Raw genomic sequence first — 18,036 nt, forward strand, 5'->3', positions numbered from 1 at the left:
GCTTCCTCTATGAGACGAGACGGATCGATTAGAACATTTAAGCCGTCGAAAGTTACCGTTAAGGACAAATCGCTGACAAAAACCAATTGTTTACCGTGGTTTGCGTGAAAGAAACTCGGCCTTCGCGCCCGAAACCGTTACCCTATGCAGCTGTTTTTTTGCATATCTTCGAGGTAGCACCCGTGTTTTCCCAATTCGCCCTGCACGAACGCCTGCTCAAAGCCGTGGCCGAGCTTAAATTTGTCGAGCCAACGCCTGTGCAGGCAGCGGCCATTCCGCTCGCGCTCCAGGGGCGTGACCTGCGGGTGACGGCACAGACCGGCAGCGGCAAGACCGCCGCGTTCGTCCTGCCGATTCTCAATCGCCTGATCGGTCCGGCGAAGATCCGCGTCAGCATCAAGACCCTGATCCTGCTGCCGACCCGCGAACTGGCGCAGCAGACCCTGAAGGAAGTCGAACGCTTCTCGCAGTTCACCTTTATCAAGGCCGGCCTGATCACCGGTGGCGAAGACTTCAAGGTCCAGGCCGCCATGCTGCGCAAGGTGCCGGACATCCTGATCGGCACCCCGGGCCGCCTGATCGAGCAACTGAACGCCGGCAACCTCGATTTGAAAGAAGTGGAAGTGCTGGTCCTCGACGAAGCCGACCGCATGCTCGACATGGGCTTTGCCGACGACGTGCAGCGCCTGGTGGACGAGTGCCCGAACCGGCAGCAGACCATGCTGTTCTCCGCCACCACCGGCGGCTCGGGCCTGCGCGAGATGGTCGCCAAGGTCCTGAACAACCCTGAGCACCTGCAGCTCAACGCGGTCAGCCAGCTGAACGACACCACCCGTCAGCAGATCATCACCGCCGACCACAACCAGCACAAAGAGCAGATCGTCAACTGGCTGTTGGCCAACGAGACCTACCAGAAGGCCATCGTCTTCACCAACACCCGCGCCATGGCCGACCGCATCTACGGCCGCCTGGTGGCCCAGGAGTACAAGGCGTTCGTCCTGCACGGTGAGAAGGACCAGAAGGACCGCAAGCTGGCCATCGACCGCCTGAAGCAGGGTGGGGTGAAAATCCTCGTCGCCACCGACGTCGCCGCCCGCGGCCTGGACGTCGACGGCCTGGACCTGGTGATCAACTTCGACATGCCGCGCAGCGGCGACGAGTATGTGCACCGCATCGGTCGTACCGGGCGTGCCGGCAACGACGGCCTGGCCATCTCGCTGATCTGCCATGGCGACTGGAACCTGATGTCGAGCATCGAGCGCTACCTCAAGCAGAACTTCGAGCGCCGCACTATCAAGGAAGTCAAAGGCACCTACGGCGGGCCGAAGAAGGTCAAGGCCTCCGGTAAGGCCGCGGGCGTGAAGAAGAAAAAGACCGACGCCAAGGGCGACAAGAAAAAAACCGCGGCCAAGGCCCCGACCAAGCGCAAGACCGCCAACCGGCCGAAAAGCGATGCCCTGGTCAGCCAGGACGGCATGGCGCCGCTCAAGCGCCGCAAGCCAGCACCGGCTGCCGAATAAGCCGTAGCGCAACAGAAAAAGCCCGGACCCTGTCCGGGCTTTTTATTGGCCGGCGATCAGCTGTCGGCCTTCTTCTCGGCCGCGCCCAACTCCTTCAGGCGCTGGTCGATCAACTGGCACTTGTCCGGCAGATCCTTGCTGGCCGTGCTCAGGTCCATCTTCTGCAACTCGTCGTTGATTTCCTTGGCCTTGGCCGGGTTCTGCTCGGTGAGCCTGGTCACTTCCTGGGCCAGTTGTTCACGCTTGGCGGTGGCCTCGTCGAGGGTGCAGGCCCAGGCGGGCAGGGCGCAGAGCAGGGTGGTGGCGATGCTGAGGGAGAGGAGCGCTTTCATGGGGTGGCCTCTTGATCGGGGCGACAGGGTTATGCGGTTGAGGGCCAGGAACTTGGAAAAGTTCAGCGGTTGATCAGGTGAGGGCGATCTTGAGTTCAGGGCGGAAGCAGGCTTGGCTGGGCCTTATCGGGGCAGCCCCTTCGACGACTTAAGTTCTTCGCTGGAACCCCCGTTGCAGAGCCTCTCTCCGGCATCAGCCGGCAGGATGAATGATTGACGTCAAAATGATGGCCAATTAACATGTTGATATCATTTTGACACTAATGCGTCTCGAGGGACCGAACATGTACTCACCCGCCCTCGCGGGGAGGTTGTGCCTGGCTTTGCTGTGCTTGACTCCGCTACACCTCGTTCATGCAGCTCCCACCCCCGGTGATACCGATCTGATCCGCGAACGCCAGGACCGCCTGCTCGAAGAGCAGCGCCGGCGCCTGGAAGAACTCAAGGACCTGCCCGGTAAAGAGGCCGCCCCCACGGCGCCGACCGCACCTGCCGACACCCGCTGTTTCCCGATCAAGGACATCGAGCTCAAGGGCGCCGACAGCCTGTCCGCCGCCGAGCAGGCGCGCCTGCTCAAGCCCTATATCGGCCAGTGCCTGGGTGTCAGCCAGCTCAACGAGCTGCTCAAGGTCATCACCGATCACTACCTCGAGAAGGGCCTGGTGACCAGCCGTGCCTACCTGCCGCAGCAGGACCTGTCCGGCGGCCACTTGAAGGTGCTGGTGGTCGAGGGCCGGCTCGAAGGCTTGAAGGGCGCGGCCGACAGCCAGCTGTCCGAGCGCGAGCTGGCCATGGCCTTTCCCGGCCAGGTCGGCGAGCGGGTCAACCTGCGGGAAATCGAACAGCTGGTGGACCAGCTCAACCGCCTGCCGTCGAACCAGGCGCAAATGGAGCTGGCGCCCGGCAAGGAGGTCGGTGGCAGCGAAGTGCTGGTCAAGAACACCGCGCAAAAGCCTTGGCGCGCCGGGCTGTCGCGCAGCAACGACGGCCAGCGCAGCACCGGCGAGCAGCAGTGGGGCACCACCTTCGATTGGGACAGCCCGCTGGGGCTGGCCGACCAACTGATGTTGCGCGGTGGCCACGATGCCATGAGCGATCACCAGCACAGCTCCAACAACGCCATGCTCTATTACAACCTGCCCTGGGGCTGGTGGAACTTCAGTTACACCTACAGCCAGAGCGAGTACCGCTCCCAGGCCCAGGCCAATGGTTTCAGCTTCAAGCAGACCGGCGACAGCCAGAACCACCAGTTGCGCGCCGAGCGGGTGATCCTGCGTGATGCGGTGAGCAAGACTTCGCTGAATGCCGGCCTGGCCTACCTGCGCACCAATAACTTCATCGAAGACAGCAAGCTGGCCTTGAGCAGCAACCGCCTCAGCGAAGCCCAGTTCGGCATCAACCATGGCCGGCGCATCGGCGGTGCCTTCGTCAACCTCGACCTGGGTATGCAGCACGGCATTGGCGCTTTCGACGCCCAGGACAATGGCCACCCGGGACCCGGCGAACCGAATGCGCGCTACCGCAAATACACCGCCACCCTCAGTTACCTGCAGCCGTTCAAGCTGTGGGGCGAGTCGTTCAGCTTCAGCAGCCTGATGACCGGCCAGCGCAGCGAAGACGTGCTGTTCAGCCCGCAGCGCACCAGCCTGGGCGGGCAGTCGTCGATTCGCGGGTACAAGGACCAGTCGCTGTCCGGCGACAGCGGCGGTTACTGGCGCAACGACCTGCGCTGGAGCCGTCCGGTGACCTGGGCCTGGCTACAGCCTCTGTTCACTGAGTACGGCAGCAGCCTGGGCTACGACCAGGGCGTCATCCGGGGCGATCGCTACAACGGCGAGCAGCACGGGCGCCTGTCGAGCAACTCCCTGGAGCTGTTCGCCCGCGGCCGGCACCTGGCGACCAGCGTGACCTTCGCCCATTCCCTTGAACGCCCGGATGTCCTGAGCGAGCGCGAAGCGCCGATCTACTTCCGCCTGGACTTCTTCCTCTGATTCGCGTTTTTCCGAGACCTTCGACATGGATGTTCGCCAATTCGCTTTCCTGGCCCGCCAGCCTTCTGCCGCCCTGAAAACCCGCGAGCACTTCTGCGGCCTACCCAAGCGCGGCCTGGCGTTCATCCTGGCCAACGCCATGTTCTGGCAACCGCTGTGGGCCCAGGCGGAAGGCATCGTGGTCAGCGCGCCGGGCACCAGCCTGGGGCAGGCGGGCAACGGCGTACCCATCGTCAATATCGCCACGCCCAATGGCAGCGGCCTGTCGCATAACCAGTTCCACGACTACAACGTCGGCCAGCAGGGCGTGATCCTCAACAACGCCACCGACCGCACGCAGAGCACCCAACTGGGCGGGATCATCGTCGGCAACCCGAACCTCAAGGGCGTCGCGGCGCAAACCATCCTCAACGAAGTCAACGGCGGCAGCCCCAGCCAGCTGCGCGGCTACACCGAAGTGGCAGGGCAGTCGGCCCATGTGATCGTCGCCAACCCCTATGGCATCAGTTGCAACGGCTGCGGCTTCATCAACACCCCGAAAGCCACCCTGACCACCGGCAAGCCGGTGATCGAAAACGGCCAGCTCACGCGCTATCAGGTCGATCAGGGGCAAGTGACCATCGACGGCGCCCAGCTCAACGCCAGCAACGTCGACCGCTTCGAAATCATCACCCGCAGCGCCAGGATCAACGCCGAGATCCAGGCGAACAACCTGACCATCGTCACCGGCCGCAACGACGTCGACGCCCGCACCCTGAACGCCACGGCGCGCGCCGACGACGGCAGCACCAAGCCGGAATTGGCCATCGACTCCTCGGCCCTGGGCGGGATGTACGCCGGGGCGATCAGGCTGGTGGGCACCGAGGCCGGGGTCGGGGTAAAACTCGACGGCAAACTGATCGCCAGCGGCGGCGATATCCAGCTCGATGCCAACGGCCAACTGCGCATGGTCGACGCCTCGGCGGCCAATGGCGCGGTCAAGGTCAAGGCAGCGAGTCTGGATGCCCAAGGATCGGTCCATGCCGGCAGCGCACTCACAGTGCAAACCCAGGGCGACCTGAATAACCGGCAAAACCTGACCGCGCGCGACAGCATCACCCTCAGCGCCGGTGGGCAACTGAGCAACAACGGCATCATCGAAGCCGGGGTCAATGCCGATAACAGCCGCAATGCCAATGGCGATGTCAGCCTGAGCGCGCAGAGCCTCAATAACAGCGGCAAGAGCGTGATCGCCAGTCGTAATTTGACGGTCAATGCGGTGCAGAGTCTGAACAACCAAGGCGGCACCTTGAGCGCCGGGCAGAGCGCCAACGTCAGCGCCGCGACCCTGGATAACCAGAACAAGGGGCGGGTGCTGAGCAGCGGCAGTCTCGAACTCACGGCCGGTCAGGTGCTCAACGGCCGGGGCCTGATCAGCGGCGACGGCAACCTCAGCGCCACATTGGGCCATCTGAATAACCACGATGGCGAAGTCTCCAGCGCCGGTATCACCACCCTGACGGCCAACAGCCTGTACAACAGCGGCGGTCAGGTCACCGGTGACGTGGCGTTGAACATCGGCTTGATCGGCGCCCTGAACAACCAGGGCGGTGTCCTGGGTTCCGCCAAGCGTGTGAGCATCAGCGCCGCCAGCCTGGATAACAGCCATGCAGGCAGCCTGGCCAGCGATGGCAGCCTGACCACGCGGATCGTGGGCCTGTTCGATAACCAGAGCGCAGGAGACCTGGGTGCCAAGGGGGTGGTGGACCTGCAGGCTGGTAGTCTCGACAACCGTGGCGGCAGCCTGACCGGCAAGGATCGCCTGAGCCTGGACACGGCTTTGCTGGACAACCGCGCAGGCAAGGTACGCACCGACAAACACCTGCAACTCGATGTGCGCCAGCTCGACAATCGCGACAAAGGCGTGATCACCAGTCAGGCTGGGATCGGCCTGACCGGTACCCGCCTGGACAACCGCGGCGGCTTGCTCAGCGCCGTCGGCCCAGTGACGCTCAAGGCTCAGAACGTGCAAAACGCCCTGGGGCGGATCGCCAGCCAAGGCGATGTACATGCGACCGTCGACACCTTCCAACAACAGGGCGGCACCCTGGTGGCGCAAGGCAACCTGACGCTGATCGGCAGTGTTCTCGACAACCGTGACAACAGTCTGGTCGCGGCAACAAAAGCGCTGAAACTCGAGGTTCAGGGCATCGACAACCGCGCCGGAAAACTGTCCAGCGGAATCACCACTGAAGTTGACGGCCAGCAGCTCGACAACAGTGACGGTGGCAGAGTCCTGGCCGGTAGCGATCTGGAGCTGAAGGTTGGCCGTCTTATCAATCAGAGCAAGGGGCTGATCCAGGGCAAGGGCACCACGACGCTGAACAGCCAGAGCCTGGATAACACCGATGGCGAGATCGACAGCCACAACGGGCTGGAGATCACTCTGGCCGGTGGGCTCGACAACACCCGCGGGCTGGTCCGCAGCGACCGCCCCCTGACCCTGGGCACCAGCAAACTGACGAACACCGCCGGCCGTATCGAGAGCGTGGAAGACCTGTCGATCACCAGCCGTGGCGAACTGCTCAATCAGGGTGGCTCCATCAAGTCCGAGAAGGGCCTGACTGTCGCCAGCGGCCCTCTCGATAACAGCCAGAAGGGCCTGCTGTCCGGCAAGCACGCCACGCAAATCACCGCGACGACCTTCAACAACAGCCAGGGTGGAAGCCTGCGCAGTGAAAGCAGCCTTGGCCTGATCGCCACCCAGGTCAATAACGCCGGTGGCAGCATCAGCAGCGCACAGGACCTCACGGCCAGCGTGACCGGGCTCGATCAGCAACACGGGGAGCTGTTCAGCGAAGCCGCCCTGAGCCTGGACCTGAACAACGGACAGCTCAATAACCAGGGCGGCTACATCCATGCGCCGGGAGTCCTGCTGCTCAAGAACCTGAAGGGCGTCGACAACCGAAAGGGTGAGATTTCCAGCGCCCGGGCTTTCAGCCTGGAAGCGCAAAGCCTGGACAACAACGGCGCCAAGCTGATCAGTGACCAGGGGCTGACACTGCGTATCGCCGAGGCCCTGAACAACGTGAAGGGCCTGGTCAGCGCCAGTTCCCTCGACAGCCACAGCGCCAGCCTGGACAACACTGATGGCGTGCTCGGCACGACCGGCGACCTGGACCTGAAGGTCGATACGGTTTTCGCTAACCAGCGGGGCACCGTTGTCGCCGACGGCGCGTTGCTGCTCACCGCCGCCAGCCTGGACAACCGCGCTGCCGATATCTCCGGCAAACAGGATGTGACCGCTCGGATCGGCACCCTGGACAATCAGGGCGGCAAGTTGATCGCCACTGGTGTGCTGGACCTGACGGGGGCGAGCCTGGATAACCGCCAAGGCGGTCTGGTAGGGGCTACAAAAGCGCTGAAACTCAAGGTCGATACGCTCGATAACCGAAGCGGCGAGCTTTCTACCCAGGCCGGCCTGAGCCTGACCGGCAAGCACCTGGATAACAGCGACCAGGGTCTGGTCGAGGCCCATGACACGCTGACCCTCAAGGTCGATGAGGTGATCAACCAGGCTGTCGGCTTGATCAATGCGCTGGCCGACCTGACGATCACGGGCGGGCGTATCGATAACCGCAGTGGGAAAATCAAAAGCCAGCAAGGCCTGGACCTCACACTCAAGGGCAATCTGCAAAACAACCAAGGGCTGATCGATAGCCAAAGCACCCTTGATGTGGCCGCGGCAGCCCTGGACAACAGCGACGGTCGTCTCATGAGCGCTGCTGCGCTGGACCTCGGCGCTCGTGGCGCCTTGACCAACGTGGGCGGCAAGCTGGTGAGCGAGGGTGGCGTGCAGTTACGCAGCGCCAGCCTGGACAACAGCCACAAAGGCGTGATCAGCGGCAAGGGCGCGGTACAGGTCACCACTGGCGACTTCGATAACAGCCAGGCCGGCAGCCTCGACAGTGGCGACACCCTGGACCTGACGGCGGCAAAACTGACCAACGCGGCCGGGCGCATCGGCAGTGACAAGGCACTCACCGCGAAGGTCAGCAGCCTTGAACAGCAGGGCGGCAGTCTGTTCAGCAACACCAGCCTGAGCCTGGACCTGAACCATGGCCGGCTGAACAACCGGGACGGTTTCATTCACGCGCCGGGTGCGCTGCTGCTGAAAAACCTCAGTGACCTCGACAATCGCAACGGCGAAATCTCCAGCGACGCGGCCTACGAACTCAACGCCAAGAGCCTGAACAACGATGGCGGCCAACTGCTCGGTAACCAGGCGTTGACCCTGCGTATCGAACAGGCGCTCAGCTCCATCAAGGGCAAGATCGGTGCCGCGGCGCTGGAGGTAGAGGCCGCCAGCCTGGACAACAGCGCCGGTGCGTTGACCAGCCGCTCGGGGCTGAAACTGACGGTACAGGGGCCACTGACCAACCAGGACCAGGGGCTGATCAATGCCATTAACGGCTTGAGTATCGCCAGCGGTGACTTGAACAACCGCCACGGTTCCGTGCTGGCGGGTGACTGGCTGAACCTGTCGGCCAAGGCGCTGAACAACACAGACAGCGGGCTGATCAACAGTAAAGGCGCATTGGAGCTGACCGCGCATCAGTTGGACTCAAGCGATGCCGGCGAGGTGTCGGCCAAGGCCGACATGAACCTCAAGGTCATGGGGCTGACGCAGCGCGGCGGTCGCCTGTTGGGCGACGGCGCGGTGACCCTGGACCTGGCCAATGGCGATCTCGACAACAGCCTCGGCCGACTGAATGCCAAAGGCTTGTTGAGCATCAAGCAACTGCAGGACCTGAAGAACCAGCAGGGGACATTGTCCAGTCGCCAAGGCTTCACGCTGACGGGCCGCACCCTGGATAACAGCCAAGGCAAGTTGATCAGTGAGGCGGCGCTGGGTGTCGTGTCCGGCCAGTTGCTGAATGCCAATGGCCTGGTGTCGGGGATCAAGGGCCTGACCGTCGAGGCAGGGAGCCTGGACAACCGCAACCACGGGACGCTCTCCAGCAAGGAGGGCAACCTGGCCGTTGACGTCAGCGGCGCCCTGCTGAACAGCGGCGCCGGCGCCCTGGCCAGCAATGGCACGCTCAAGCTGAGCGCCGCGAGCCTGGACAACAGCGGCGAAGGGGTGGTCTCCAGTGTCGGCGGCCAGACGCTCACGGTCGCCGGCCTGCTGAATAACGCGGGCGGCGGTCTGCTCGACAGCGGTGCCACCCTTGATCTCAAGGCGGCAACCTTGAATAACCAGGCCGGCAACCTCAGTGCGTTGCAATCGGTCGATCTGCGCGCCGGCAGCCTGGACAACAGTGGCGGCAGCCTGGCGACCAAAGGTGCCCTGACCCTGGACGTGGCGGGTCACCTGGACAACGTCCTGGGTACCCTCAGCAGTGACGGGGCCTTGCTGCTCAAGCGCGCGACTCACGTTGATAACCGCGGCGGCAAACTGATCGGCCAGGATCTGTTGACCTTCAACGCCGACAGCCTGGACAACCGAGACCACGGCACCGTGGCGGCCAACCGGCAAGCCATCCTGACTGTCGCGGGAGCTGTCCAGAATGCCCAGGGCGGTTTGATTTACAGCCGTGATGCCGGCCTTGAGCTGAAGGCTGCCAGCCTCGACAACAGCAAGGCCGCGGTGCAAAGCCAGAACGGCCTGACGCTGAATATCAGCGGCGACTTCAACAACCAGGGCGGCAAGGTCATCGGTCAGGACGGCGCGGTCAGCATTACCGCGGCCAACCTCGACAACCGTGGCGGGGTGCTATCGAGCCTCAAGGGCGCGCTTGAAACCCATATCAGTGGCGTGCTGCTCAACGGTTATGACCTGAATGACCAGCGCCAGCGTGGCGTGATCGAAGCCCAGCGCTTGAACCTGCGTGCCTTGGCCGGGTTGAACAACAACGGGGGGCGCATTGCCGCGCGCCAGGGCGATGTCATCGTCAACACCGCCGGCTTCGACAACCGCAATGGCGGGCTTTATGCCAGCGGCCAGCTTGGCGTCACCGCGACTACGTTCGACAACGGCGGCGACAAGGGCGGGCAGGTTGCCGGTCAAGGCATCGATCTCGGCTTGAGCGGTGCATTGAACAACCGCCTGGGGGTTATCGAGAGCGACACCTCGCTGCTCATCCGAGCGGCCAGTATCGACAACGCTCAGGGTCAGCTACGGGCCGCCGGGAGCGGCGGTAAGAGCCTGTTCCAGATCAGCGGTTTGCTGGACAACCGTAACGGCCGCATCGAAGTGGCCAGTACCGACCTGGGCCTCGGCGCGACGAGCTTGCAGAATGCCGGCGGCACCCTGCTGCACTCCGGCAAGGGGCAATTCGATATCTCGATGGCCAACGTCAGTGGGGCGGGCGGCACCCTGGTCACCCAAGGGGGGCTGACCCTCAATGCCGACTCGTGGAGCAACACCAGCGTGATCCAGGCTGGACGCCTGAAGGTCAACGTCAACAACTTCTACCAGAGTGCCGGCGGCCAGTTGCTGGCCTCCAACAGCTTTGACGGTGGTGGCGGCAACTGGAACAACGATGGCCTGATCGCCAGTGACGGCAGCCTGAGCCTGCAACTGTCCGGCGCCTACGGTGGCAATGGGCGACTGACCAGCCTGGGCGACATGAGCTTCGGCGCCGCCCAGCTCGACCTGCCAGGCGCCGCGACTATCACCGGGGGCGGCAACACGCGGATCAATGTCGGCGGAGTGCTCACCAATCGCGGACGCTTGAGCTCCGCCCAGGGGCTGACGGTCAATGCCGGGACTATCAATAACTATGGTTCGCTCGGCAGCGCCGGGGCGCTGACCCTCAATGCCGGGACGCTGCTCAATTCCGGTGTCAGCGATGCCGAGCACAGCTCGATCTTCAGCGGCGGCGACATGCAGTTGCTGGGCAACACCTTCAGCAATCGCTATGCCGACGTTTTCAGCATGGGCAGCCTGCTGGTGGCCGCCAATGCCGGGCAGGCCCAGTCGAGCCTGCTGGAAAACCGCTCCGGCACGATCGAAAGCCTGGGCGACATGACCATTCGCGCCATGACGGTGAAGAACGTCATGGACATCCTCACCTACTCGGAACACGAGAAGTACTACGCCGCAATCACTGAGTTGCCGTGCGGCCCCTTTGGGGTATGCCATGTCAAGAAGCATGGCAATCGGCGTAATGCGGTCTGGCAGCTCACCGAGCGTGATCGCCTGCAGGTGACCGCCAGTACGGCGGCCTCCAGTATCTCCAGCGGTGGGCAGCTGGACATCGGTGCCCAGGAGCTGAGCAACGAAAGCAGTTTTATCGCCTCCTCCGGCAACCTGGCGATCAACGCCGTCAGCATCAAGAACCAGGGTGTGGTGCCCCAGGACATTGAAACCACCACCATCAAATACAACCATGTGGATGAGTACCAAGGTGCGGTCGCTGCGGTGGCTGCCTTCAATGCCAGAAATGGCACCAAGCCGTCTGCTACTTTCGAAGCCGACCTGGCGCGGTTCAATGCCCTGATGACCGGTACTCGAAAACTGGCGGGTGGTGGTACCAAGGCTCTGGCAAGCAGCGACGGCAAGCGCTTCGACGCCATCATCCAGTCCGGCGCCAGCGTCCAGCTCAACGCTTCGGAGAAGATCGACAACGGCGTGGTGCGTGGTTACTACGCCTATGTCGGCGGCGGCAAGAAGACCGGCGACACTTCGACGGGCAGTCAGTATTCGACGCCGATCTATATCAACTCGCAATTGCCGCCGGATCTGGCCAAGCAGCAGGTCAACCCCTTGGCCCTGCCAGGCTTCACGTTGCCGGTCGGGCAACACGGCCTGTTCCGCCTGAGCAGCGAAGGGGCCGGCGACACCGCGGCGACCCAGCGCAACCCGGCACCGATGGACTGGAGCATGGGCAGCATCAGCCTGAGATTCGCCGAGCGCGAGCAGAACCTGGCCCAGAGTCAGGCGCGGGCGCTCCAGGTCGATGCGCTGGTTCCGGTGGCCGCGACTGAGCGCAAGCTGGCGCAGGTTGGCGCGGTGCAGCCTGGTGTCGATGCCAGTCTGCCGATGATTAGCGTCACGACCCCGACGGACAGTGGAACGGCTACTCAAGGGCCGGTATACAGCCGTACCCCGGCGCAACAGGTGCAAGGCAGCATTGTGCGGGTCCAGGGCATCCCGACGCTCGACAATCCCCCTCAAGCGCACAAATACCTGGTTGAAACCAACCCGGTGCTGACCAACCAGAAACAGTTCATGAGCTCGGACTACCTGCTGTCGAACCTGGGTTACAACCCCGACAACAGCTGGAAACGCCTGGGCGACGGTTTCTACGAACAACGGCTGATCCAGCAGGCGGTGGTCGCCCGTACCGGCCAACGTTTCATCGATGGCCAGGACTCCGACGAGAAGCTGTTCAAGTACCTGATGGATAACGCGCTGCAGAGCAAGCAGCAGCTCAACCTGGCGATCGGCACCTCACTGACCTCCGAGCAGGTCGCGGCCCTGACCCACGACATCGTCTGGCTCGAATCGCACCCGGTAAATGGCGAGAACGTGCTGGTGCCGGTGCTGTACATGGCCCACGCCAACAACCGCCTGGCCGCCAACGGCGCGCTGATCGCCGGGCAGGACATCAGCCTGATCGCCGGCAAGGACCTGCTCAACGCCGGCACCCTGCGCGCCACCAACAACCTCTCGGCCAAGGCGGGCAACGACCTGGTCAACAGCGGGCTGATCGAAGCCGGCAATCGCCTGGACCTGCTGGCGGGCAACAACTTGGTGAACAAGGCGGGCGGCATCATCGCCGGTCGCGATGTGAACCTGAGCGCGCTCAACGGCGACCTGATCAACGAACGCACGGTCACCCGCCACCAGAACAGCGGCGGCGATCTGCAACAACGGCGTGACTTCCTCGACAGCGCCGCGCGTATCGAAGCCGCCAATGACCTGACGCTCAAGGCCGGTCGCGATTTCAATAATGCCGGTGGCGTGCTGCAAGCCGCGCGTGACACCACCATCAACGCCGGCCGGGACGCCAACCTCACCGCTGTCGAACAGCAGGACAACGAGACGCGGACCAACTCCCTGCACACCAGCACCAGCCAGCACGGCTCGGTGCTCACCAGCGGCCGCGACCTGACGATCAACAGCGGCCGCGACCTGTCGGCCATCGCCAGCCAGATCGACGCCAAACGCAACCTCGCCCTGGCCGCCACCGGCAACCTGACCCTGGCCTCGGCGGCGGACGAACAGCACTCGTACTCCAGCTCGAAGAAGTACAAGGGGCAGTCGGACAAGGTCAGTCAGGTGGCCACGGCGGTGACCGCAGGTGGCAGTGTGGCCCTCAGTGCCGGCAAGGATCTGGAACTGATTGCCAGTCGGGTGAGTGCCGGAGACGAGGCGTATCTGGTGGCCGGTGGCAACCTGGCGCTGGAGTCCGCGGAGGACAGCAACTACAGCTTCTACAGCAAGACCAAGAAGAGCTCGTCGGGCAAGAAGAGTCGGCTTGATGAGGTGGCTAGCACCACCAACATCGCCAGTTCTGTTACCTCGGGAACCGACAGTGTACTGGTCGCAGGGAATGACTTGCTGATCAAGGGTAGTGATGTCACCGCGGAAAAAGGTGCCGCGAAGTTGATGGCGGGTAATGACGTTCAAATCCTGGCTGTTAGCGACTCAAATAGTGCCCGTCACGAAAGCAGTAAAAGCAAAAGCAGCTGGGGTGGTCTGAAGTCGAGCAAGGTCAAGGATCAGGTAGCCGAGACCCAAACCACGGCAGTCGGCAGCGTCATCTCCGGCAACACCGTGGAAGTGGCGGCCAAGCGCGACGCGACCGTAACAGGCTCGGCATTGGTCAGTACTCAGGACCTGGCAGTTCAGGCCGGGCGCGACCTGACCATCGATGCGGCCGAAAACACCTTCACCCGTAGTGAGTTGCATAAGCAGAAGAACCGTGACCTGACGGGAGTTCTCACGGCCAACAATCTGGGCGTGGACGACATCACGGGCAACCAGCATCTGTCGATCAGGAGCGGGAACCACACCGGTAAGGCGGCGCAAACCACCTTGACGGGCAGTACCGTGGGATCGAGTGAAGGTAGTGTGAGACTTGAGGCTGGGCGCGAACTGAAGGTGGTGGCCAGTGATTTGGTCAGCACCAAGGAGATGAATCTTACCGGTTCCAATGTGACCATCGCCGCGGGTGCGGAAACTGCCACGCAAAGCAGCACTGACAGCTCGAAGAGTCTTGCAGTGGGCCGGGTAGTCGGTGGCATGGTGGTCGATACGTACAAGAGCATTCGCAATGATGTACGTGCGGCCAGGGATGCAGATGATAGTCGTTTGAAAGCGGTCAAGGGGGCGCAGGCATTGCTCTCTGCCTACAACGCGGCCGACAGCTTCAGCGCCGATGCGGCGAATCAATCCCAAGGTAAGCCAGCCAACAGCAGTGGTTCGCTTATCAAGATTGGGACCGAGTTGGGTTCGACCCGGAGTAAAAGTACCAGCGAGTATCGCAGTGAAACGGCCAAGCAATCGAGCTTGACCAGTGGTGCGGGTCTGGTCATTTCGGCGGTAGGGGATGCGGCGGGTACCCAGGGCGATATTCATGTCGTGGGTAGTAGCCTCAAGGCAAAAGATACGCTGTTGATGGCGAAAAACGACATCACTCTGGAAAGCGCGCAGGACCGTGCGCAATGGGATAACCAGAGCCGCAACAGCAAGACCAGTATCGGCGCCAGCTTCAATATTGGTGATCAGAACGGCTTCACTCTGGATCTCGGCGCACAGATGGCCAAAGGCATGGGTAAGGGGCACTCGGTTACCCAGGTCAACAGCACCGTGGATACCGGCTTGCTCATGCTGAAAAGTGGTCAGGACACCACCTTGGCCGGCGCCCAGGTACGGGCCGATACCATCAAGGCGGATGTGGGAGGCAATCTCAATATCGTCTCCCGGCAGGACGAAGCTGATCAGAAAAACCGACAGACGAGTGGAGGTTTCGGCGCCAGCATCTGTGTACCGCCGTTCTGCTACGGCTCCATAGTGACCGCCAGCGGCAATATTGCTGGCAGCAAGATGAACAGCGATTACCAGGCGGTGACTGACCAGACCGGACTCTATGCAGGTAAAGGGGGATACGACATTTATGTTGGGGCCAACACCCAACTGCAAGGCGGAGTGATTGCCAGTGAAGCCAGTGCCGACAAGAACCATCTCGATACCGGCCGCCTGATCGTCAGCGACATCAAGAACAGCAGTGAAATAAAGAGCCAGTCGGCCAGCCTGAGCGCTTCCTACACCAGCACCAAATGGGACAAGCCGGGCGGACCGCAGACGCCTGACAGTGAAAGGAAATGGGCACACTCGGAAACCGGTGGCACCCTGCCGCTGGCGCTCAAGGAGTCTGATCACAGCAGCACTCGCAGTGCCATCAGCGAGGGCACCATCACGGTTCGTGATCCAGCGGGCGCCCAGGATCTGGTGGGGCTGAATCGCGATACCAGCAATGCGAATCAGCATCTTGACCGGCCGGACGAGAAGAAAATGCAGGAGCGCATGGACCTGATCCAGAGTTCTGCGCAGCTAGCGAGTACCACCATCAATCTGATAGCTAAAGCCAAGGCGGATTCTGCTAAAGAGCTGCTAAGCAAAGCCAAAACTTCTGAAGAGAAGGAGAAGGCCAACACGGCCCTTGCGGATGCTGCTAGCTGGAGCGTCGGTGGTGACAAACGCATCATGGCTGACATTGCCTCGGGCCTGATTGCGGCGGGCCTCGGAGGTGTTGGTGGCACGACTGCAGTTGGCATCGTTGCCAATACCACGGCCAATGACACCTTCAAAAAGATTGGTGATTACGCCGATGCACAGAAGCGCAATGCTACCGAAGACATCAGCCGAGCGGCATGGGCTGAAGGTGGCGCTGCCCGGGTATTGCTTCACGCCTTGGCCGGTGCTGCGATGGGGCTGTCGAGCGGCTCTGTACAGAGCGGTGCGTTGGGAGCGGGAGCGTCGGCGGCGCTGATGCCTGCGATTGCAGAGGCCTTGGGCAAAAGTGGTATTGAACAGAGCAATCAGGAAGCTATTGCAACACTCATCGCCACGGGGCTTGGAGCATCGGCCGGATCGCTGGGAGGTACTGCCGGAGCAATCGCAGGTGGCGGTAGCGGGGCAGGGGTCGAGGTTAATAATCGCCAGCATCATCGTGATCAAGAACTTCCGCTGCTGAAGAAAAAAGCCGAGGAGCTGGAGCAGACACTGGGCAAACCGAAGTCTGACGCCCTTTGGGAGGATCTGCTCCTCCTCGCCAGTGGTGAAAAAATTGACGCAGTTGAAAAAGCGCGCTTGGAAGCCTTGGTTGAGAAGTGGGGGAGTGACCCGACCACGGATTGGTTCAAGCGCGATCTGGATGTTGCAAAAAACGCCGTAAAACAGTTGGTGGATCAAAAAATCCCGCTGACTTGGGCAGATGGCAAGCCGATCATTGCCTATGGTAACCCTGTCTATGCGTTCGCCTCGACGCCAGAGCAGTTTAATGACTCAGGTTTGTTCAACGGCCTTGGAAAGGGTTATTACGGCGAACTGACGGCGGCCGAAAAATGGAAGCAGTATGGGAAAGCTCAGGCTGAGGCATACAGCAAGGAAATCCTGGATTTCTCGAGTAACAACCTAGCCTCGAAAAATGCCACTGATCGGATATTGACGCTGGCGGTGAAGAATACGGAGTCGGTGAGTATTATCGACGATGTCATCCTGTCGCTGGGTGGAGTGGTCGGAGGTAAGGCTACTCTCAAAACGATATTGGAAGCTGTAGCGGAAAGGCGGGCGGCGAAGAAGGTTGCGGCGGCGGAAGCTGAGAGCCTTGGTGCCAAAGGTACTGGAGGGGTAATAAGTGAGCTTGAAAGAGAAATACCTGCAACCTCAGCTATTGCTCGTGAGGGATTGCGTAATAATCTTGCTGCGCAAGTCGGTATACCTCGCAATATTGCCGAGGCTCCTACAAGTGTTTGGGGTAAGTCGATAGATGATCTTAAACAGTCATTTCTCCTAGACCGTTTTATTGTGACGTCTTCAACTAAAAGCGGTACCTCTGGTAATGCCCAGGTATTTAAAGTTAGCTCTAGTGATGGTGGGGTTTCTAAAATTGTAGAAGTGCAATATAGTCCGTCAACTGCTGGCGCTGTTAAACAGTCAACGCATATAGGTGAATATTATAAGTTGACCTATGCGGATGGTAGTAAAATCAAGATTGTTGAGCCTGCCACATATCGGCCAACTTTTGAGAGGGGACAGCCTGTTTATGATAAAAATACGGTTTACCTGAACCCGCAGGGGCAGAATGTTAAATTTGACGCTTCGCAAAATTTATGGACGCCTCAATGACAAGCACTAACTGTTTTATTATCTCGTGGTCGGCTCCGGTCGTTCCATCTCATTCACTTGCAGGAATCCCGTTGGGTGCGCATGTGGAAGACTTTGAGAGAAGTCTTAGTAAGTATGTTATTGATGAGGTGGAAGGTTTATATCGGTTTGTTGGTTCTCCAGTTTTGAGGATGGAGAAGAGATTTGATTCAAGTGGGGATGGTGGATATGGATTTTATGTCGTTGATTTAGAGCTGACGAATTGGCGTCTGTACTATGATAGCAAAAGTCATCCTGGTGTTGAAACGCGAGCGCTTCACGTACTTACTAGTGGATGGAAAATCCATGCTATTAAAGCGTGGATGTTTGAGTGTCTTAATGTGGGTGATAAGCCTGTCAATTCATATCAAGGGGAGTTGTCAGGAGGCATTGGGCTTGGGAGTTATGTGCGGGAATTATTGCCATATACAGGGTTGGAGTTTGATGGTGCTGAAGAGTGGTTTTACACTGATAAAAATTATGGTGGCTTAGAGGTTAGTGGCTGTGGGGGAGATCTGAATGATGCACCAGATCAGGTTATTATGTCTTTGGCAGTAATTAAAGAGTCCCCTTTTTCTTAGGGGAGCTCCGTTTTGCCGTAATCGACAAGCAGTCTTATGTCCTCCATCGCTGCTTGTATGTTGGGAAAAACTAACGCTCAGAATATAAAGACTATATTCTTCCAAGGTTCTGATGGGGTAGTTGTCCGATTTTACCGGCCTTCTGGAGGGGACTAGCTGTGCCAAAGTATTCTTGTGTATGCGGTTACGTTATGAACCTTTCCCAAGAGTGGTCAGACTACGAGCTGACTTTAATTTCTGAGTCGACGATAG

The 18,036-nt window shown here is 60.7% G+C and carries 5 protein-coding genes; 4 read left to right on the top strand and 1 reads right to left on the bottom strand.

Translation table 11 applies throughout. The features are described from left to right. Positions 1-182: 182 nt before the first annotated feature. Positions 183-1,520, top strand: a complete 1,338-nt coding sequence (locus C4K27_RS07835; protein ID WP_007920640.1) for a DEAD/DEAH box helicase — start codon at positions 183-185, stop codon at positions 1,518-1,520. Positions 1,521-1,576: 56 nt separating this feature from the next. On the opposite strand, the gene C4K27_RS07840 is transcribed toward C4K27_RS07835, so the two are convergent. Continuing rightward, positions 1,577-1,852 (bottom strand): hypothetical protein, encoded by a 276-nt coding sequence (locus tag C4K27_RS07840; protein ID WP_053260038.1) that lies wholly within the window; start codon positions 1,850-1,852, stop codon positions 1,577-1,579. Positions 1,853-2,136: 284 nt separating this feature from the next. On the opposite strand from C4K27_RS07840, the gene C4K27_RS07845 reads away from it, so the two are divergent. Genes C4K27_RS07845 through C4K27_RS07855 form a run of 3 tightly spaced genes read left to right on the top strand, consistent with a single transcriptional unit; the run spans position 2,137 to position 17,784 of the window. Next, entirely contained in the window at positions 2,137-3,843 is a 1,707-nt protein-coding gene (locus C4K27_RS07845; protein ID WP_125737987.1) for a ShlB/FhaC/HecB family hemolysin secretion/activation protein, read from the top strand. 25 nt (positions 3,844-3,868) lie between these two features. Further along, a complete protein-coding gene (locus C4K27_RS07850) occupies positions 3,869-17,185 on the top strand; it encodes a two-partner secretion domain-containing protein (RefSeq protein WP_249040385.1) in 13,317 nt (4,438 codons plus the stop codon). Further along, positions 17,182-17,784, top strand: coding sequence for a hypothetical protein (locus C4K27_RS07855; RefSeq protein ID WP_125737989.1), 603 nt, complete (start codon positions 17,182-17,184; stop codon positions 17,782-17,784). Before C4K27_RS07850 ends, C4K27_RS07855 begins: the two co-directional genes overlap by 4 nt. Positions 17,785-18,036: the final 252 nt, after the last annotated feature.

The sequence above is a fragment of the Pseudomonas chlororaphis subsp. chlororaphis genome (assembly GCF_003945765.1).
GTDB lineage: Bacteria > Pseudomonadota > Gammaproteobacteria > Pseudomonadales > Pseudomonadaceae > Aquipseudomonas > Aquipseudomonas chlororaphis.